This is a genomic window from Xanthomonas codiaei, from assembly GCF_002939785.1.
Lineage (GTDB): Bacteria > Pseudomonadota > Gammaproteobacteria > Xanthomonadales > Xanthomonadaceae > Xanthomonas > Xanthomonas codiaei.
The window spans coordinates 80,477-98,003 of sequence record NZ_MDEC01000004.1 but is presented as its reverse complement, the minus strand read 5'-3'; the positions used below and the strand labels follow the sequence as shown (position 1 = coordinate 98,003).

The 17,527-nt window shown below is 67.3% G+C and carries 16 protein-coding genes and 2 pseudogenes; 13 read left to right on the top strand and 5 right to left on the bottom strand.

Annotated features, from left to right (window positions below; genetic code table 11):
• Window positions 1–2: 2 nt before the first annotated feature.
• The 3 genes from XcodCFBP4690_RS04080 to XcodCFBP4690_RS04070 all read left to right on the top strand — a co-directional run bounded on the left by XcodCFBP4690_RS04080 (window position 3) and on the right by XcodCFBP4690_RS04070 (window position 1,468).
• Window positions 3–323, top strand: a complete 321-nt coding sequence (locus XcodCFBP4690_RS04080) for a YbaB/EbfC family nucleoid-associated protein (RefSeq protein WP_104539777.1) — start codon at window positions 3–5, stop codon at window positions 321–323.
• A 100-nt stretch (window positions 324–423) separates the two neighbouring features.
• Window positions 424–1,017, top strand: coding sequence for a recombination mediator RecR (gene recR / locus XcodCFBP4690_RS04075; RefSeq protein ID WP_104539776.1), 594 nt, complete (start codon window positions 424–426; stop codon window positions 1,015–1,017).
• Window positions 1,018–1,117: 100 nt separating this feature from the next.
• Window positions 1,118–1,468 carry a histidine triad nucleotide-binding protein gene (locus tag XcodCFBP4690_RS04070; RefSeq protein WP_104539775.1) on the top strand — a complete coding sequence of 117 codons (351 nt, stop codon included), beginning with the start codon at window positions 1,118–1,120 and terminating at the stop codon, window positions 1,466–1,468.
• A gap of 292 nt (window positions 1,469–1,760) precedes the next feature.
• Here the strand turns inward: XcodCFBP4690_RS04070 and XcodCFBP4690_RS04065 are convergent, their stop codons facing one another.
• The 4 genes from XcodCFBP4690_RS04065 to XcodCFBP4690_RS04050 are packed head-to-tail and all read right to left on the bottom strand — an operon-like array spanning window position 1,761 to window position 6,151.
• On the bottom strand, window positions 1,761–2,294 hold the full coding sequence (locus XcodCFBP4690_RS04065; protein ID WP_104539774.1) for a Slp family lipoprotein: 534 nt from the start codon (window positions 2,292–2,294) through the stop codon (window positions 1,761–1,763).
• Window positions 2,291–4,243 (bottom strand): transglutaminase TgpA family protein, encoded by a 1,953-nt coding sequence (locus XcodCFBP4690_RS04060; protein WP_104539773.1) that lies wholly within the window; start codon window positions 4,241–4,243, stop codon window positions 2,291–2,293. The genes XcodCFBP4690_RS04065 and XcodCFBP4690_RS04060 overlap by 4 nt, the downstream gene beginning before the upstream one ends.
• The gene (locus XcodCFBP4690_RS04055; protein ID WP_104539772.1) at window positions 4,236–5,192 is read right to left on the bottom strand and encodes a DUF58 domain-containing protein; all 957 of its coding nucleotides are present in this window, start codon (window positions 5,190–5,192) and stop codon (window positions 4,236–4,238) included. The genes XcodCFBP4690_RS04060 and XcodCFBP4690_RS04055 overlap by 8 nt, the downstream gene beginning before the upstream one ends.
• Window positions 5,193–5,197: 5 nt before the next feature.
• The gene (locus XcodCFBP4690_RS04050; protein WP_104539771.1) at window positions 5,198–6,151 is read right to left on the bottom strand and encodes an AAA family ATPase; all 954 of its coding nucleotides are present in this window, start codon (window positions 6,149–6,151) and stop codon (window positions 5,198–5,200) included.
• Window positions 6,152–6,188: 37 nt separating this feature from the next.
• Between XcodCFBP4690_RS04050 and XcodCFBP4690_RS04045 the strand changes: the two genes are divergently transcribed.
• The 3 genes and pseudogenes from XcodCFBP4690_RS04045 (at window position 6,189) to XcodCFBP4690_RS04035 (ending at window position 10,864) form a co-directional block, all read left to right on the top strand.
• On the top strand, window positions 6,189–8,030 hold the full coding sequence (locus XcodCFBP4690_RS04045) for a glycosyltransferase family 39 protein (RefSeq protein ID WP_146091837.1): 1,842 nt from the start codon (window positions 6,189–6,191) through the stop codon (window positions 8,028–8,030).
• A gap of 8 nt (window positions 8,031–8,038) precedes the next feature.
• Window positions 8,039–9,034, top strand: a pseudogene (locus tag XcodCFBP4690_RS04040) (glycosyltransferase family 2 protein).
• A 245-nt stretch (window positions 9,035–9,279) separates the two neighbouring features.
• A pseudogene (locus XcodCFBP4690_RS04035) lies at window positions 9,280–10,864 on the top strand (hypothetical protein).
• A gap of 113 nt (window positions 10,865–10,977) precedes the next feature.
• Here XcodCFBP4690_RS04035 and XcodCFBP4690_RS04030 read toward each other — a convergent pair.
• A complete protein-coding gene (locus XcodCFBP4690_RS04030; protein ID WP_104539769.1) occupies window positions 10,978–11,553 on the bottom strand; it encodes a Maf family protein in 576 nt (191 codons plus the stop codon).
• A 111-nt stretch (window positions 11,554–11,664) separates the two neighbouring features.
• Here XcodCFBP4690_RS04030 and XcodCFBP4690_RS04025 point away from each other — a divergent pair, with 111 nt between their 5' ends.
• From XcodCFBP4690_RS04025 to fabF, 7 genes are all read left to right on the top strand, one after another.
• A complete protein-coding gene (locus XcodCFBP4690_RS04025) occupies window positions 11,665–12,174 on the top strand; it encodes a YceD family protein (protein WP_104539768.1) in 510 nt (169 codons plus the stop codon).
• Window positions 12,175–12,272: 98 nt separating this feature from the next.
• Complete coding sequence (rpmF, locus tag XcodCFBP4690_RS04020) at window positions 12,273–12,467, top strand: 50S ribosomal protein L32 (RefSeq protein ID WP_010368401.1); 195 nt, start codon at window positions 12,273–12,275, stop codon at window positions 12,465–12,467.
• Window positions 12,468–12,557: 90 nt separating this feature from the next.
• Window positions 12,558–13,535, top strand: a complete 978-nt coding sequence (locus XcodCFBP4690_RS04015) for a beta-ketoacyl-ACP synthase III (protein ID WP_104539767.1) — start codon at window positions 12,558–12,560, stop codon at window positions 13,533–13,535.
• A gap of 223 nt (window positions 13,536–13,758) precedes the next feature.
• Entirely contained in the window at window positions 13,759–14,703 is a 945-nt protein-coding gene (gene fabD, locus XcodCFBP4690_RS04010; RefSeq protein ID WP_104539766.1) for an ACP S-malonyltransferase, read from the top strand.
• Between the two features lie 79 nt (window positions 14,704–14,782).
• Window positions 14,783–15,526 (top strand): 3-oxoacyl-ACP reductase FabG, encoded by a 744-nt coding sequence (fabG, locus tag XcodCFBP4690_RS04005; RefSeq protein WP_104539765.1) that lies wholly within the window; start codon window positions 14,783–14,785, stop codon window positions 15,524–15,526.
• Window positions 15,527–15,729: 203 nt separating this feature from the next.
• Complete coding sequence (acpP, locus tag XcodCFBP4690_RS04000) at window positions 15,730–15,969, top strand: acyl carrier protein (protein WP_002814322.1); 240 nt, start codon at window positions 15,730–15,732, stop codon at window positions 15,967–15,969.
• Between the two features lie 140 nt (window positions 15,970–16,109).
• Window positions 16,110–17,345 carry a beta-ketoacyl-ACP synthase II gene (fabF, locus tag XcodCFBP4690_RS03995; RefSeq protein ID WP_104539764.1) on the top strand — a complete coding sequence of 412 codons (1,236 nt, stop codon included), beginning with the start codon at window positions 16,110–16,112 and terminating at the stop codon, window positions 17,343–17,345.
• Window positions 17,346–17,527 lie beyond the last annotated feature (182 nt).

Sequence of the window (17,527 nt, the reverse complement as noted above, 5' to 3'; positions counted from 1 at the left end):
CCATGCGTGGAAATATCGCCCAATTGATGCAGCAGGCGCAGAAGATGCAGGAGAACCTGCAGCGCGCCCAGGAAGAACTGGCCAAGCTGGAAGTCACCGGCACTGCCGGCGGCGGCATGGTCAGCGTGACGCTGACCGGCGCCAAGGAATGCCGCAAGGTGCGCATCGATCCGAGCATCCTCTCCGACCAGGAGATGGCCGAAGACCTGATCGCCGCCGCCTTCAACGACGCCTCCAACAAGATCGACGCCGAATCCAAGCAGCGCATGGGCTCGGCCACCGCCGGCATGCAGCTGCCGCCGGGCATGAAGTTGCCGTTCTGATCGAGGGGATTCGGGAGTCGGGATTGGGGATTCGCTAGAAGCGAGGCTCGCTTCTGCGTTTGCGAATCCCGAATCTCAACTCTCGAATCCCGGCCGCCCAATGTCCACTCTGCTCGAACAACTGATCGAGGCCTTCCGGGTGTTGCCGGGCGTGGGCCAGAAATCCGCCCAGCGCATGGCGTATCACGTGCTCGAACGCGAGCGCGAGGGTGGGCGTCGCCTGGCCGAGGCATTGGGCAATGCGGTGGAAAAGGTCGGGCATTGCGTGCAGTGCCGCGATTTCACCGAATCGGACATCTGTGCGATCTGCGCCAGCAGCAGCCGCGATCGGCAGCAGCTGTGCGTGGTGGAATCGCCGGCCGATCGCCTGGCGATCGAGCACGCCACCGGCTACCGTGGCCTGTACTTCATCCTGCAGGGACGCCTGTCGCCGCTGGATGGCATCGGCCCGCGCGAGCTGGGGCTGGACCGGCTCGGCGAGCGCCTGGCTGCCGGTGAAGTGACCGAAATGATCATCGCCACCAACGCCACCGTGGAAGGCGAGGCCACCGCGCACTACCTGGCGCAGCTGGCGCGCCAGCACGGCGTGCGCCCCAGCCGGCTCGCCCAGGGCATGCCGCTGGGCGGCGAGCTGGAATACGTGGACCGTGGCACCCTGTCGCATGCCTTCGGCACGCGCAGTGAGGTGCTTTGAGGGCTGGGATTGGGGAGTTGGGATTTGGGATTCGCTAAAGCAGGCTGACGCGCGCGGTAAGCTTTGGCCAATCCCGAATCCCAACTCTCGAATCCCGTCTATGACCGACACCATCTTCGGCAAGATCATCCGCCGCGAAATTCCGGCCACCATCGTCTACGAAGACGACGACGTGCTGGGCTTCGAAGACATCGCGCCGCAGGCACCGGTGCATGTGCTGTTCATTCCCAAACAGCACGCGATTCCCACCCTGGACGATGTGCCGCCCGAGCAGACCCTGCTGATCGGCAAGCTGGCGCTCGCCGCCGCCGCATACGCACGTGAGCAGGGCCTGGCGCAGGATGGCTACCGCATCGTGATGAACTGTCGCGAGCACGCCGGGCAGACGGTGTTCCATATCCATCTGCACCTGCTGGCCGGCGCGCCACTGGGACGATTCGGTACGCCCTGATGGAGCGCAGGACGTCGCAACCAATGTGACCTAACAGGCTGTCCAGCGTCAGGAGTTGGGCATGGTCGATTGTCAGTGCTGCGGTTGCCAGGCCATGCACGTCAGTAGGCACTCACACTGCAGCCGCGCCGTCGCGGTTGCAGGCTTGTTGCGCCCGCGCAGCGCCGGGACAGGCGAAATGGCGAATAAGCAGTGAGCACAAACGCGCTGATACAGACGGTTTGACCCGCACAAATCAAAACGCCGCTCCTTCAAGAGCGGCGTTTTGCATCAGGTCTGACTCAGCGGTGGATTACCACCAGCCGCGGCCCCAGCCCCAGCCGCCACCCCAGCGCGGACCCCACGGATCGCCCCACGGGCCATACGGGTAGGCCGGAATCACCTCCACATCGCGCACTTCCGGCCACAGGTAGACCACGTCGGCCGCCACCTTGGGCAGTTTGTAGTCGTACTCGCCGATCTTGGTGGTTTCATACCCCTCGATCTTGCCGATGAAGGTGACCTCACGGCCCGGCTCGAACACCGCCGGGTCGTAGAAGCCTGCACGGCAGGCCAGGAAGCGGCCATCGCTGGCATCCACGGCATTGCGATCCGGGCGCCCGCTGGCGTTGAGCGGACGCGAGATCAGCTCGAAGCAGGTCTGGCCCTGGCTGGGCTTGGTCTGGATGATCTTGCCGCCCCAGCGCACCGAAGTGCCCAGTTGCGCACTGGCAGTGGAATCGCTCGGGCTGACCGTGGGGAACTGGCCCTGCAGCGGCTTGGGCGCGGTAGCGCAGGCTGCGAGCCCGAGCACAGCGACAATGGGAATCAGAAAACGGGTACTCATGAGGAAGCTCCGGTTCGCGGGCGATGCTGCTGCAAGTCTTTCAGAAGTGAGGCGCTGTCCGAATCAGCGCCAGCGTATCGCGCGGCAGCGAAACGTTGGCTGAGTGCCAACAGTGTCGTGTCCGGGTGTGTGCGGGCCACGCGTTGCGCCCAGGCGATGGCCGGTTCGTGCGGTTCCCGGGCAAGGCCCAGCTTGCCGTAGCGGCGGCTGACCCGGTGCCAGGCGCGCAGCAGCGGATCGCGTTCGCGTTCGCCACGCGCCAGCAGCCAGCCCATCCAGGCCAGGGCACCGACGGCAAACACGCCAAAGAGGGCGGCCAGCTGGGTGGGATCCAGGCGCTCGATGCCGAACGGTTGCAGCAGCCGTTGCTGGCGGTCGGCATTGAAGGACAGCACCAGGTCGTTCCAGCCGCGCCGCAGCCAGTCGCTGACCTGGCCCAGGCTGGCCCAGGCGCCGAGCTGGGCGAAGTCGTTGCCGCCACCGCTCTGCAGGCGATCCTCCAGCGTGTCGTAGATGCGCTCCGGCGCCACGGCGGCAGTGGGGTCCACGCGCACCCAGCCGCGGCCTGCCAGCCACACCTCGGTCCAGGCATGCGCATCCATGCGCCGCACCACCCAATAGTTGCCGAAGCTGTTGTAGGTGCCGCCGGCATAGCCGGTGACCACGCGTGCAGGGATGCCGGCCGCGCGCATCAGCACCACGAACGCCGAGCTGAAGTGCTCGCAGAAGCCGGCCTTCTGCTGGAACAGGAATTCGTCGACGCTGTTGCGGCCCAGCAATGGCGTGTCCAGCGTGTAGGCGAATTCGCGTGTGATCCACTGCAGTGCCCGCTGCACGATGGCGTCGTCGTTGCTGCCGGCTTCGGTGCGCCATTGCCGGGCCAGGGTGAGCGTGCGTGGATTGAAGCCGGGCGGCAGCGCGAGCGCGCGTTTGCGCAACGGCTCGGGCAGGTCGATGTCGAAGCGTGCCGGCGGTGCCGATTGCAGCTCCCAGCGGGTCAGCGCACTCAAGGGGCGCTGCGCGAACAGTTCGTAGTCGGGCGAGAGATCGGCATTGGCAACGCCCTGGGTCGGCAGGTCCAGCGAGACCAACTGACGCCGGTCGGTGGGCTCGTAATCCAGACGATAGCGATAGGTCTGCGGGCCGGAAGTCACCGTGGCGGGGCGGCCGCGACCGGTCCAGCGTGCGCGCTGCCAGCTGCGGCCGTCGAAATCCCACATCACCGGCCCGCGCCAGTAACGCTGCTGCGGAGGCGGCGCCTTGCCGGCGAACTGCACGCGCAGTGCCGGGCTGTCGTCGGCCATCAGGTCGATCCATTCGCCCGGCGACATGTTGTCCGACAGGCCGGGGCGCGACAGCGCGCGCTCGGGCACGCCCCAGAGCGGTGCGCTCAGGCGCGGCAGCAGCCAGAACGTGGCCAGCGCCAGCGGTACCCCGATCGCCACCAGTTTGCCGATGCCGCGCAACTGCAGGCGCAGGGTGGGGGTGGGGGTGCGGTGCTCTTCGTCGGCCAGCCGCTGCATGCTGAGCAGGGCGCCGAGCACGGCCAGCAGCGCCAGGCCCATCGTCGTCGGCCCCTGGTCGAGCAGGAATGCAGCGAACGGTGCGAACAACGCAAAGCCGAGCAGGCTGCGCGCATCGCGTAGGGTGCGCAGTTCGGAGGCCTTGATCGCCAGCATCGCGGCCAGCACCGCGCAGCCGGTATCGCGGCCGAAACGCATGCCGATCTGCCAGTACACCGCCGCCAGCATCGCGATCACCAGCAACAGCCGCAGCGGCGCCATCAGGCTGCCGCGCCAGCTCATCGCCCCGACCAGCACCGCGGCCACCGCGATGGTGGCGGCGAGCAGGCCGGGCAGCTGCAGCAGCAGCGGCGCCAGCGCCAGCCAGCTGGTGGCCAGCACCCAGCCACGGCTGGCCTGTGAAATGGGAAGGGCCGTCTCAGTCATGGGGAAGCAGTGCCAGGGCGCGCAGACACAGATGATGGTGCGAGGGCCCTTGCGCAGGCCCCAGCGGCGGCTGGCCGGGCAGCAACAGGCGATAGCGGCGCCCGTCGCGTTCGGCCAGGTTGACCCAGCGTGCCAGCCGCGCGATGCGGCGTTCGTAGGGCAGTGCGTGCAGCGTGCGCCAGTCCAGGGTCACTTCGATCCCGAGGGGCTGTTCGTACTCGCGCACCAGCAGGGTGTCGCGGCGGGCCGAATGCTTCCAGGAGATCGTGCGTGGGGCATCGCCGGCGCGGTACGGGCGCAGCTGGTGCAGTTCCTCGCCCTGGGCGTGCAGCCGGGTCTGGTTGGGCGCGCCGGCACCGTCCGGCAGGGTGGGGCCGTGATCCTCGGGCCGGGGGTAGGCCAGCAGCGGCGTTTCCGGCCACACCCAGGACCACGCACGTACCAGTCCCAGCGGCTGGGTGCTGGACAGGCGGATGCGTTCGATGTCCTGCCAGCCGCGCCGGGTGGTGGGCACCAGCAGGTCGACCTCGGCGTTGTCGTGGTCGAGCAGCGAACAGAAGCCGCTGCTGTCCAGATGATCCAGGCGCAGGCCACGCCGCAGGCGGGTATCGCGGCGGGCCAGCGACACCCGCATGCGCAGCGGTTCGCCGGCGACCACCGGTTCGGCCGACACCGCTTCCACGCGCAGCGCCGACAACTGCAGGTGCGCCATGATGCTGCTGGCGATCCCGGCGGTGGCCAGCAGCAGCGCCAACAGCAGCGCCGGGTTGTTGTTGTAGTTCAGCGCACCCAGCAACATCGCCAGCAGCAGTGCGGCGACGAACAGGCCGAAGCGGGTCGGCAGCACATAGATGCGCCGCCGGTCCAGCACGATCGGCAAGGCTTCGGCGCCCCGCGGGCGGGCCAGCAGGCTGAGTCGGCGGCCAACGCCGCGCAATGACGCACGCACCGGTCTCAGTCCACCGGCACGCTGTGCAGCAGCGCCTTGGCCAGCGCCGGTCCGGACGAGGATTCGGCTTCCGGTACCAGCCGGTGTCCGGCCACGGCGACGAACAGCGCCTGCACATCCTCCGGTAGCACATGCTCGCGCCCCAGCAGCAGCGCGTAGGCCTTGGCGGCGCGCAGCAGTGCGATGCCGGCACGCGGCGACAGCCCTACCCGCACCCCGGCATGCTGGCGGCTGCGCAGCAGCAGCGCCTGTACATAGGCGATCAACGCATCGCTGGTGTGGATCTGGCCGACCCCTGCGCGCAACGCCACCACGTCGGTATCGCTGAGCTGCGGTGCGGCCTGGGCGATCAATTCGCGCCGGTCGGTCCCCGACAACAGGGCGCGCTCGGCATCGGCGCTGGGGTAGCCCAGGCTCAGCCGCAGCAGGAAGCGATCCAGCTGCGAATCGGGCAGGGGAAACGTGCCCGACAGGTCCACCGGGTTCTGCGTGGCGATCACGAAGAACGGTTCGGGCAAGGCATGCGTGACGCCATCCAGGGTGACCTGCTGTTCGGCCATCGCTTCCAGCAGCGAGCTCTGCGTGCGCGGCGGGGCGCGATTGATTTCATCGGCCAGCAGCACGTTGGTGAACACCGGGCCGGGATGGAACTGGAACTGGCGCGAGGCGGCATCGTAGACCGACACGCCCAGCACATCGGCCGGTAACAGGTCCGAGGTGAACTGCACGCGCTGGAAGCCCAACCCCAGGCTGGAGGCCATGGCGTGGGCCAGGGTGGTCTTGCCCAGGCCGGGCAGGTCCTCGATCAATAAATGTCCCCCGGACAGCAGGGCCACGAACGCCAGCCGCACTTCCTGCGCCTTGCCCAGCAGCAGCGAATTGACCTGGTCTTGTGCGCGCCGCAGCGATTGGCGCAGCGCATCGGTTAGCATTTCCGTGGAACGCAGCGGTGTCGACATCACAATTCCGTAGGTGAAAAGAAGAGTGCACAGGGCAATGCAGGGGGACCAACGCGCACATCGCACCTTCGTGATCCTGTGGACACTGGCCACTGCCGTCAAGCTGTTGATCGCCGCACGCTTGCCGTTGTTCGTGGACGAGGCGTTCTACTGGCAGGAAGGCCAGCACCTGGCGGCGGCGTATTCGGATCTGCCGGGCATGACCGCCTGGCTGACGCGACTGGGTGTCGAATTCGGTGGGCATCACCTGCTGGCGCTGCGGCTGCCGTTCCTGGCCATCGCCGCGTTGCTGCCGTGGTTGATCGCGCACATCGCCACGCGCTGGTTCGGCTCCACCCTGGGCTGGCAGGCGGGCAGCCTGACCCTGCTGATGCCGCTGTCGGCCACGCTGGGCATCCTGGCGGTGCCGGACGTGCCGATGGCCCTGGCCGCGGTGCTGTGCATGGACGCCGGCGCACGCCTGTTGCGCGAGGTGGATGCCACCAGTGCGCTGGAGCTCGCCATCGGCCTGGTCATCGGCGCGCTCAGCCACTACCGCTTTGTCGGCGTGATCGGGGTGGGCTGCATTGCGCTGCTGTGCATTCCGCAGGGGCGCGCGGTGCTGCGCGACCCGCGCATCTGGATGGCGCTGACGGTAGGTGCGATGAGCTGGCTGCCGTTGTTGTTCTGGAACACCGACCATGACGAGGCCGGGCTGCGCTTCCAGCTGGTCGATCGGCATCCATGGCGTTTCCAGATCAGCGGTCTGTGGTTCCTGCTGATCCAGGCGGTGGCGGTGACGCCGCTATTGGCCTGGGCGATGCTCAAGGTGGGCCTGGCCGGCACCCGCAGCGGCGGCGGGTCGCGCGCGCAATGGCGCTACTTCGGCCTGCTGGGCGGCATCTCGACCGTGGCGATCTTCGTGCTCGGCTTCTTCAGCGATGCCGAACGCATCAGCTTCCATTGGCCGCTGCCCGGCTATCTCGCGCTGCTGGTGCCGGTGCCGATGATCCTGATGCGCTGGCCGCATCCGCTGCGGCGTGCCGCCTGGCTGCTTGCGCTGCTCGGCACGCTGGGCGCGTATGGGTACTACCTGGCGGTGTCGGTGCCCTCCATTCGCGCGCAGGCGGCCGGCGAAAAATACTACCCGCGCAATTTTGCCGGCTGGAACGATCTGGCGCGCGCGGTCAAGCGCCAGCTGGCGCAGATGCCGCCGGGCACGCGCGTGCTGGCGGGGAATTTCAAGGTCGGCGCCGAGCTCGGTTTCCAGTTGCGCAATGCGCAGATCGAGGTGCTGTACGCCGAGTTGAACGACAAGCATGGGCGCAGCGCGCAACTGCAGCAGTGGGGCCTGCTCAGCGACGGCAGGCGCGACGGACCGCGCTTGCTGGTGCTGTCGCCCAGCGATCAGCGCTACCGCGATCTGCTCGCGCGCTATCACGCCGTCTGCGACATGGTCGGGCCATTGCCGCCGCCCACCGTGGTTTCCACCGATCATGGCTACCAGCGCTTCCTGCTGTTCGCACTGCCGGCCCAGCGTGCACCCGGTCCATGCGTGGCCCCGGCGATGGCCTGGATCGATACGCCGCTGCCGGATGCGAACGTCGCCGGTCGGGTGCAGGTGCGCGGCTGGGCTTTCAAGGATGGCATCGGGCTGGCAGCCGTGGAGTTGCTGCTCGACGGGCGGCCGGTGTCGAACGCCGAGTATGGCAGCGTGCTGGACGTGCGCCCGTACTGGAAGATCTCCACCGACCCGCAGCATCCGAATGTCGGCTTCTCCGCCACGCTCGACACGCAGGCGTTGCCGCCCGGCACGCATTGGTTGGGACTGCGCCTGCATGGCCGCGACGGCAGCGTCGAGGACTGGTGGGAGCAACCCGTCACCGTTTCCGCACCCTAGATCCCGCGATGACCGATACCGTCTCCTCTCCCCATCCCGCGCTTGCGTCCGGGATTCGCATCGCCGTGCTGGTGCCGTGCCACAACGAGGCGGCGACCGTGGCCGAGGTGGTCGGCGCGTTCGCCGCGGCGCTGCCGGGCGCGGTCGTGCATGTGCTGGACAACAATTCCAGCGACGCCACTGCGGCGATCGCAGCCGATGCCGGCGCGCAGGTATGGCGCGTCGCGCTGCAGGGCAAGGGCAATGTGGTGCGGCGTGGGTTTGCCGATGTGGAGGCCGACATCTATGTGCTGGTCGATGGCGATGCGACCTACGATGCCGCCGCTGCGCCCATCCTGGTGCGCAAGCTCGTCGACGAGCGGCTGGACATGGTGGTCGGCGCGCGCCGCGACCAGTAGCAGGCTGCGTATCGGCCCGGTCATCGCCTCGGTAACGTGTTGCTGACGCGGTGCGCGGGACTGCTGTTCGGGCGCAGCTTCGACGACATGCTGTCCGGCTATTGGGTGTTCTCGCGGCGCTACGTCAAATCCTTCGCCGCGCATGCGCAGGGTTTCGAGACCGAAACCGAACTGGCCGTGCACGCCCTGCAACTGCGCATGCCGGTGGCCGAGGTGCAGATCGCCTACGGGGTGCGCCCTGAAGGCTCGCATAGCAAACTGAACACCTGGCGCGATGGCTGGCGCATCCTCACCACCATCGCCAAGCTGTTCAAGGCCGAACGGCCATTGTTGTTCTTCTCGATCGGCTTCGTGCTCAGTGCCGCGCTGTCGATCGTGCTGGCGATCCCGCTGTTTGAAACGTACCTGCAGACCGGGCTGGTGCCGCGCTTTCCAACGGCGATCCTGTGCGTGGCGCTGATGCTGCTGGGATTTCTGTTGCTGGCCTGTGGGCTGATCCTGGACACGGTCACGCGGGGGCGGGTCGAAGCCAAGCATCTGGCCTATCTCGCCGAGCCGGGCGTGGGAACTCTGCGTGCGATGCTGCGCGCCGGGGACGCGATCTGATGGCAACTGCGACCGCCGCTGCATCCATCACCCGCCGACAGCGCTTTTTGCACTGGGCGGACCATCGTTTCGGCTTCCATTCGCCGCGCCATGTCATCGCGGCGACGTGTGCAGTGGTACTGCTCGGCGCACTGCTGTCGCTTTGTCTCGGCCAGGATGCCAACTGGGATCTGCGCAACTATCACCTTTACATCGGGGATGCCTGGGTCAATGGCCGCCTGGGCGTGGATCTGGCACCTGCGCAGATGCAGAGCTACTTCAGCCCGCTGCTGGATGTGCTGCATGCCGGGTTGATGCTGCGGCTGCCGGCGCCACTGGTGGGAGCATTGCTGGGTGCCTTGCACGCGCTGGTCTTCATTCCGGTGGCGGCGGTGGCGTGGCGGGTCCTGTCCAACCATCCCCGGCGCGCGCAGTGGGCGCCGCTGCTCGCGTTGGCCGGCATGTGCAGTGCGGTGTTCCTGTCCGAACTGGGCGCCACCATGGGCGATACCGCCAGTGCGATTCCGGTGCTGGGGGCCGTGGCCGCCGTGCTGTGGGCACACGCCGGGGCGCGCGGCGGTGCGCGTGTTGGGCGGATATGGGGCATGGCCGGCGCGCTGATCGGTCTGGCGGTGTCGCTAAAGCTCACCAATGCGCTGTACGCGCTGGCCTTGGCGCCGGCGATGCTCTGCGATGGCGGGCCTGGGCGTTCGCGCGTGACCGCGCTCGCCGTGGTGTCGGGCACGGCGCTGCTGGTGTTGGCGCTGGTGGCTGGCCCGTGGTACTGGCAGGTGTGGCAACAGCTGGGCAACCCGCTGTTTCCACAATTCAACGGCATCTTCCAGTCGCCGCTGGCGGCGCCGGTGTCGATTGCCGATGTGCGCTGGCTGCCGCGCAACCTGGGCGAACAGCTGATCTGGCCGCTGCTGTTCACGCTCAAGCCGCAGCGGATCGGTGATCTCGGTCTGGTGCAGGCAGGTTGGGCGGTGTTGTACGTCGTGGCCGTTCTCGCAGTTGGGCGCAGCGTGCTGCGGCGTCCGGTGCGGACAGATGGCCTCGATCGCTCCGCTGTCGTGCTGCTGGTCTTCTTCGGCGTCGCCTACGCGCTGTGGCAGGCGGTCTTCAGCATTCATCGCTACCTGGTGGTGCTGGAGCTGCTGGCACCGCTGGTGCTGTGGATCGTGTGCCGACGCGCCTTCACCGCTCAGCCTGAGCGCAAGGCCGCCTGGTTGATCGGTCTGTGCGCGCTGGTGGCGGTAGTGGGATGGAAGGATTGGGGGGCACGAGTCCTGGGCGCGCGACAGTTTTCGGGTCGAGCAGCCGGACCTCGGGGATGCGGCTGCCGCGACCGTGTTGCTGGTTGGCGATGAGCCGCAATCCTGGCGCGTGCCGCTGCTGCCACGGCAGGCGCGCTACATCGGGGTGGCCACCAACATCTCCGAAACAGATCAGTATCGCCAGCGAGTGCGCGCGCTGATCGCCGAGCGGCCGCGGCTCTATGCGATGTTGGGTGCGGCGCGCGACAAGCAGCAGTTGCGGGTCGATCGAATGAACCAGCTGGCGCAACAGCTGGGCTGGGATGTCCAGCCGCAGTGCACGCGGCTGCGGTGGCTGATCGCGCGCGGGCTGCGTGCCGGGCTGGAAGAGGTGCCGCCGGGGCGCTGCCTGCTCACGGTGCCCAAGGGCAAGGCGCTGGATACGGTCGCTGCGGACCGCGCGGTGCGCGAGGCTGCGCAGCAGCGTCTTGCCGCGTATGGACTGACGCTGGATCCGGCGAGCTGCCGCACCTTGTCCTCGCAGGTCGGGCAGGCCGACTATCCCTATCAGTTCTGCGCACTGGCGCATCCGTAGCAAGGATCGGCAGGTGCGAGAGCGGGGTATCGCCGCGGGTGGCTCGGCGGCGATGCCGGCGTGATGTTCGTCCAGGCCGGCGCTTCTGTCGCAAGCTGCGTCCGCAGCGGGTTTCAAGGAAGCACGAACCCCGCCTGCCGCAGCAACCGAGCCAGCGCGATCAACGGCAGGCCGATCAGTGCGGTGGGGTCGCTGGTGCGGATGGCGTCGAACAGGCTGATGCCCAGGCCTTCGCACTTGAAGCTGCCTGCGCAGTCCAGTGCCGGCTCGGCGGCCAGGTAACGCGCGATGTCGTCAGGCGTCAGTGGGCGCAGCTGCACCTCGGTCAGATCCAGTGCGTGAAAGCTGCGTTGTGGGCCTGTCAGGCTGACGGCGGTGTGGAAGCGCACCGTGCGCCCGGCCATGGCGCCCAGTTGCGCACGCGCCTGCTCCAGGGTGCCGGGCTTGCCCAGACTCTGTCCGTCCAGGTCGGCGACCTGGTCCGAGCCGATCACCCAGGCGTCGGGCGCGCCGGCTGCCACGGCCGCGGCCTTCTCGGCGGCCAGGCGGCTGGCCAGGGTTTCAGGTCTCTCGTCCGGCCGCGCCTGCTCATCGACGTCCGGGCGGGCGGTGCTGAACTCCAGTTGCAGGCGGGCGAGCAGCTCGCGCCGGTAGACGGAGGTGGAGGCGAGGATCAGGCGTGGCATCATGGGCATGACGAAGGACGGGCAGGGGGGAGTTTGCCAGCCGGCACGGGTCGCAGGATCTGTGAATGGGTGCATTTGACATGGCCTCGGCGGGTCTTTAACATTCTGCGGCTTATGTCCGCGAACGTACCCGAAATGCTGGATGCTTGGCGGATGGTCGCAGCGCGCAGGCGCTTCGATGGCCGCATCCCGCTCTCTGCGATGACTCGCTTGCAGGGAAGTCTGGTCGATACAGAGGGCGAATGCGTCTATTCGCTCCAATTCGACCAGGACGCTTTGCTCAAGGTCGCCTATGTCGAGCTCAGCATCGATGTCGAGCTGCCACTGGCCTGCCAGCGCACCTTGCAGCGGTTTCTGTATCCGGTGCAGGTCAGGCAGCGTCTTGGACTGATCCGCGACGAGGACGAAGAGGCCGCGTTGCCGCCCGATTACGAGGCCTTGCTGGTGCCCGAAGACGGCATGCTGCGGGCGATGGATCTGGTGGAGGACGAACTGGTGCTGTCGGTACCGGTGGTGCCGATGGCGCCGGGAAGCGAGGCGGTCGAGGCCGAGTGGGTTCCGACCCGAGAAGAGCAAGACAAGGCCAGTCCGTTCGCGGCGCTGGCAGCGTTGAAGAAACAGTAACCGCCGCTGTGAAGGGCGGTAAGACAGGTCGACGCGGGCGTAGAGCGTGCTGTTCGACTCAACAGATCAAGTTATCGAACTAAAGTTGGAGCAATCCCATGGCTGTGCAGAAATCCCGTGTCACCCCGTCCCGCCGCGGCCAGCGTCGTTCGCACGATGCCCTGACCGCCAAGCAGCTGTCGACCGACCCGACCAGCGGCGAGATCCATCTGCGCCACCACATCACCGCCGACGGTTACTACCGTGGCAAGAAGGTGATCACGACCAAGTCGTCGGCCGTCCAAGAAGATTGATCCGTGGCGCCCGCCGCGCCACGCGCGGCCGGGTGACCCTCGATTCTTCCGGAGCCGCCGGTCACCGCGGCTCTTGCACCAGGAAACAGTATGAGCAAGCGGATCTATTCCAGAATCGCGGGCACGGGTAGCTATTTGCCCGAAAAGGTGTTGACCAACGACGACATGTCGAAGATCGTCGACACCAGCGATGAATGGATCTTCTCGCGCACTGGTATCCGTGAGCGTCACATCGTTGCCGACGACCAGACCACCAGCGATCTGGCGTACTTCGCCTCGATCAAGGCGATGGAAGCGGCCGGTGTGACCGCCGACGAGATCGACCTGATCGTCGTCGGCACCACCACGCCCGACCTGATCTTTCCGTCCACGGCCTGCCTGCTGCAGGCGCGATTGGGCAATGTCGGCTGCGGCGCGATGGACGTCAATGCGGCCTGCTCTGGCTTCGTCTACGCGCTCAGCGTGGCCGACAAGTTCGTGCGCAGCGGCGACGCCAAGACCGTGCTGGTGGTCGGCGCGGAAACCCTGACCCGCATCGTCGACTGGACCGACCGCACCACCTGCGTGCTGTTCGGCGACGGTGCCGGCGCGGTGGTCCTCAAGGCCGACGAAGAGACCGGCATCCTCAGCACCCACCTGCATGCCGACGGCAGCAAGAAGGAGCTGCTATGGGACCCGGTCGGCGTGTCGGTCGGCTTCGGCGAAGGCAAGAATGGCGGCGGTGCGTTGCTGATGAAGGGCAACGACGTCTTCAAGTACGCGGTCAAGGCGCTGGATTCGGTGGTCGATGAGACCCTGGCCGCCAACGGCCTGGACAAGCACGACCTGGACTGGCTGATTCCGCATCAGGCCAACCTGCGCATCATCGAGGCCACCGCCAAGCGGTTGGAGCTGCCGATGGAGCAGGTGGTGGTCACGGTGGATCGCCACGGCAACACGTCCTCGGCCTCGGTGCCGCTGGCGCTGGACGAGGCGGTCCGCTCCGGCCGCGTGCAGCGTGGGCAGTTGCTGTTGCTGGAAGCCTTCGGTGGCGGCTTCACCTGGGGCTCGGCGCTGCTGCGCTACTGAGGCCTTCGAGCGCTGCCGCGTTCGCCGGCAGCGCTTTCGATATCGATTCCGGACTGCCGCGCACCTGCGTGGCGGATGCGGTTGCGTGCCCGTTCGGGACCGAACCGGTGTCCGGCGTTGCGACGTCTGGTCACGTTCCGGTGGCCCCTGCATACGCGGCAGTACAGACGGCCGGGCGATTTCGCACGTATCATCCCGGCTCGATTTTTGTAGGCAGCATCGCGTGACCGAATCTACGCTCGCTTTCGTGTTTCCCGGCCAGGGCTCCCAGTCCCTGGGCATGCTGGCCGAACTGGCTGAACTGCACCCGCAGATCCGCGAGACCTTCGTCGAGGCCTCCGATGGCGCCGGTGTCGATCTGTGGGCCCTGTCGCAGGGCGGCCCGGAAGAGATGCTCAACCGTACCGAGTACACCCAGCCGGCGCTGCTGGCCGCGGGCGTGGCGGTGTGGCGGCTGTGGAACGCGCAGCGCGGCGAACGCCCGGCGCTGCTGGCGGGCCACAGCCTGGGCGAATACACCGCCCTGGTTGCCTCCGGCGCCTTGTCGCTGCACGACGGCGCCCACCTGGTGCGCCTGCGCGGCCAGTTCATGCAGGCGGCCGCCCCGGCCGGTGTCGGCGCGATGGCGGCGGTGCTGGGGGCCGAGGATGCGGTGGTGCAGGAGGTCTGTGCGCAGGCGTCCGGCAGCCAGGTGGTGGTGCCGGCCAACTTCAATTCGCCGGGCCAGATCGTGATCGGTGGCGATGCCGCAGCGGTGGACCGCGCGCTGGCGCTGTTGGCCGAGCGCGGCGTGCGCAAGGCGGTCAAGCTCGCAGTGAGCGTGCCTTCGCATACCCCGCTGATGCGCGATGCGGCCAATCAGCTGGGTGAAGCGATGGCCGGGCTGCGCTGGCAGGCGCCGCAGATCCCGGTGGTGCAGAACGTAGACGCGCGCGTGCACGACGGCAGCGAGGCGATCCGCCAGGCGCTGGTGGAACAGTTGTACCTGCCGGTGCAATGGACCGGCTGCGTGCAGGCGCTGGCCGCCCGGGGCATCACCCGCGTCGCCGAATGCGGCCCCGGCAAGGTACTGAGCGGGCTGATCAAGCGGATCGACAAGAGCCTGGACGCGCGTTCGCTGGCCACACCCGCCGATTACGCCGGCGCGCTCGACGCGTGGACGCACTGATCCAGCGCACACGCGGTATGCCGGCCCCCTCGACGTTCGCGGCGATGATCGCGACGTCCCCCTTCGAGGAACAGTAGTCATGAGCAAGCCTCTTCAGGGCGAAATCGCCCTCGTCACCGGCGCCAGTCGCGGTATCGGTGCGGCCATTGCCGACACCCTGGCCGCCCAGGGCGCCACCGTCATCGGCACCGCCACCTCGGCGTCCGGCGCGGCGGCCATCGGCGAGCGTCTGGCCGCAGGCGGCGGCCACGGCCGCGAACTCAACGTCACCGATGCCGCCGCGGTCGACGGCCTGATCGATGCGATCGGCAAGGAATTCGGCGCCATCTCGATCCTGGTCAACAACGCCGGCATCACCCGCGACAATCTGTTGATGCGGATGAAGGACGACGACTGGCAGGCCATCCTGGACACCAACCTGACCAGCGTGTTCCGCACCTCCAAGGCGGTGATGCGCGGCATGATGAAGGCGCGCAAGGGCCGCATCATCAATATCGCCTCGGTGGTCGGCGTGACCGGCAATCCGGGCCAGACCAACTACGCCGCGGCCAAGGCCGGCATCATCGCGTTCTCCAAGTCGCTTGCCAAGGAAATCGGCTCGCGCGGGGTCACCGTGAACGTGGTGGCGCCCGGTTTCATCGATACCGACATGACCAAGGCATTGCCGGAGGAGTCCAGGGCGGCATTGCTGGAGCAGATCGCGCTCGGCCACCTGGGCGCGCCCGAGGACATCGCCAATGCGGTGGCGTTCCTGGCGGGGCCGACCGCCCGCTACATCACTGGTGAAACCCTGCACGTCAACGGCGGTATGTACATGCCGTGAGCGTGCGCCGCCGGGAGGCGCTAAGTGGCTGATCGGCCGGGACTTGTGTTGCAATGCAAGGCCCGGGCGCTTCCACTACACTATCCAACGCGGCCATCGCAGCGGCGATGGCGTTTGTGAGTCCCTCACAGGAGCACCGCACATCCATGTGCGGGGATCCTAAAACTCGAACCACCACTACTCCAGCTGGAGCGATATCCCCAATGAGCACCATCGAAGAACGCGTCAAGAAAATCGTCGTCGAACAACTCGGCGTCAAGGAAGAGGAAGTCACCACCAGCGCATCGTTCGTCGATGACCTGGGTGCCGACTCGCTGGACACCGTCGAGCTGGTGATGGCGCTGGAAGAAGAGTTCGAGTGCGAGATCCCGGACGAAGAGGCCGAGAAAATCACCTCGGTCCAGCAGGCGATCGACTACGTCAAGGCTCACGTCAAGAGCTGATGCGTTGTTCCTGACGGCGGTGGCGCGCGTCATGCCGCTGCTGCGTCAGACATCCATGGGGCCGCTGATGCGGCCCTGTGTTTTTCAAGCGTCACCCGCTAACCGCAAGCACCGTCCGTTCCGTGGTGAGGAGATCTGCAATGAGTCGTCGTGTTGTCGTTACCGGCATGGGCATGGTGTCGCCGCTGGGCAATGATCTGGCCAGCAGCTGGGATGGAATCATCCACGGGCGCTCCGGCATCGGCCCGATCACGCAGATCGATGCCTCGCAGTTCACCACCAAGATCGCCGGCGAGATCAAGAATTTCGACCCCACGCTTTTTGTGTCCGCCAAGGACGTCAAGAAGATGGATTCGTTCATCCACTACGGTGTCGGCGCCTCGTTCATGGCGCTGGACGACTCCGGCCTGGAAATCGACGAAAGCAATGCCGAACGCATCGGTGCCATCCTCGGCTCCGGCATCGGCGGGCTGCTCGGCATCGAAGAGCAGACCATCAAATTCCATGAGGGCGGCGCGCGCAAGATTTCGCCGTTCTACGTGCCCAGCACCATCATCAACATGCTGCCGGGCCAAGTGAGCCTGATCAAAGGCCTGAAGGGCCCGACGTTCTCGGCGGTATCGGCCTGCGCCACCTCCAACCACTCGATCGGCACGGCGATGCGCATGATCCAGTACGGCGATGCCGACGTGATGCTGGCCGGCGGCGCCGAGCGCGGGTCCTCGCCGAGCTCGGTCGGCGGTTTCTGCGCGATGAAGGCCATGTCCACCCGCAACGACGATCCCGCTGCCGCCTCGCGCCCGTGGGACAAACAGCGCGACGGTTTCGTGCTGGGCGACGGTGCCGGCGTGCTGGTGCTGGAGGAATACGAACACGCCAAGGCGCGCGGTGCGCGCATCTATGCCGAGCTGGTCGGTTTCGGCGCCAGCTCCGACGCCTTCCACATGACCGCGCCGAGCGAAGACGGCGAAGGCGCGGCGCGCAGCATGGTCGCCGCCATGCGCGACGCCAAGCTCAATCCCGAGCAGATCGGCTACCTCAACGCGCACGGCACCTCCACGCCACTGGGCGATCTGGCCGAGACGCTGGCGATGAAGCGCGCGCTGGGCGATCACGCCTACAAGACCATGGTCAGCTCGACCAAGTCGATGACCGGCCACCTGCTCGGCGCGGCCGGTGGGGTGGAGGCGATCTTCTCGGTGATGGCGCTGCACACCGGCATCATTCCGCCAACCATCAACCTGGACGAGCCCAGCGAAGGCTGCGACCTGGATTACGTGCCGAACGTGGCGCGCGAGGCCAAGGTGGATGCGGTGATGTCCAACGGCTTCGGTTTTGGCGGCACCAACGGCACGCTGGTGTTCAAGCGCATCTGAGCCGCGCAGGTGGCGCTGCACGCCGCCGTGCCGCACGCGCCTGCACGGCGAAGCGCGGCACTCACGCCGGCGCCCCCGGTTGTCGTTCGATCTGTTGCCGATCCGTCGTTTCCCGATCGATCGTTGATCCATTCCCGATCCACTCCCGCGTGCGCTGCAGTCCCGGCAGCGCCGCGAACTCC

What these genes read in the sequence shown, in the direction of transcription:
- XcodCFBP4690_RS04070 (WP_104539775.1), top strand. Translation starts at nt 1,118, where the DNA reads ATGACCGACACCATCTTCGGCAAGATCATCCGCCGCGAAATTCCGGCC.
- fabG (WP_104539765.1), top strand. Translation starts at nt 14,783, where the DNA reads ATGAGCAAGCCTCTTCAGGGCGAAATCGCCCTCGTCACCGGCGCCAGT.
- XcodCFBP4690_RS04030 (WP_104539769.1), bottom strand. Translation starts at nt 11,553, where the DNA reads ATGATGCCACGCCTGATCCTCGCCTCCACCTCCGTCTACCGGCGCGAG.
- XcodCFBP4690_RS04065 (WP_104539774.1), bottom strand. Translation starts at nt 2,294, where the DNA reads ATGAGTACCCGTTTTCTGATTCCCATTGTCGCTGTGCTCGGGCTCGCA.
- rpmF (WP_010368401.1), top strand. Translation starts at nt 12,273, where the DNA reads ATGGCTGTGCAGAAATCCCGTGTCACCCCGTCCCGCCGCGGCCAGCGT.
- acpP (WP_002814322.1), top strand. Translation starts at nt 15,730, where the DNA reads ATGAGCACCATCGAAGAACGCGTCAAGAAAATCGTCGTCGAACAACTC.
- XcodCFBP4690_RS04080 (WP_104539777.1), top strand. Translation starts at nt 3, where the DNA reads ATGCGTGGAAATATCGCCCAATTGATGCAGCAGGCGCAGAAGATGCAG.
- recR (WP_104539776.1), top strand. Translation starts at nt 424, where the DNA reads ATGTCCACTCTGCTCGAACAACTGATCGAGGCCTTCCGGGTGTTGCCG.
- XcodCFBP4690_RS04025 (WP_104539768.1), top strand. Translation starts at nt 11,665, where the DNA reads ATGTCCGCGAACGTACCCGAAATGCTGGATGCTTGGCGGATGGTCGCA.
- XcodCFBP4690_RS04015 (WP_104539767.1), top strand. Translation starts at nt 12,558, where the DNA reads ATGAGCAAGCGGATCTATTCCAGAATCGCGGGCACGGGTAGCTATTTG.
- fabF (WP_104539764.1), top strand. Translation starts at nt 16,110, where the DNA reads ATGAGTCGTCGTGTTGTCGTTACCGGCATGGGCATGGTGTCGCCGCTG.
- XcodCFBP4690_RS04060 (WP_104539773.1), bottom strand. Translation starts at nt 4,243, where the DNA reads ATGACTGAGACGGCCCTTCCCATTTCACAGGCCAGCCGTGGCTGGGTG.
- XcodCFBP4690_RS04045 (WP_146091837.1), top strand. Translation starts at nt 6,189, where the DNA reads ATGCAGGGGGACCAACGCGCACATCGCACCTTCGTGATCCTGTGGACA.
- XcodCFBP4690_RS04050 (WP_104539771.1), bottom strand. Translation starts at nt 6,151, where the DNA reads ATGTCGACACCGCTGCGTTCCACGGAAATGCTAACCGATGCGCTGCGC.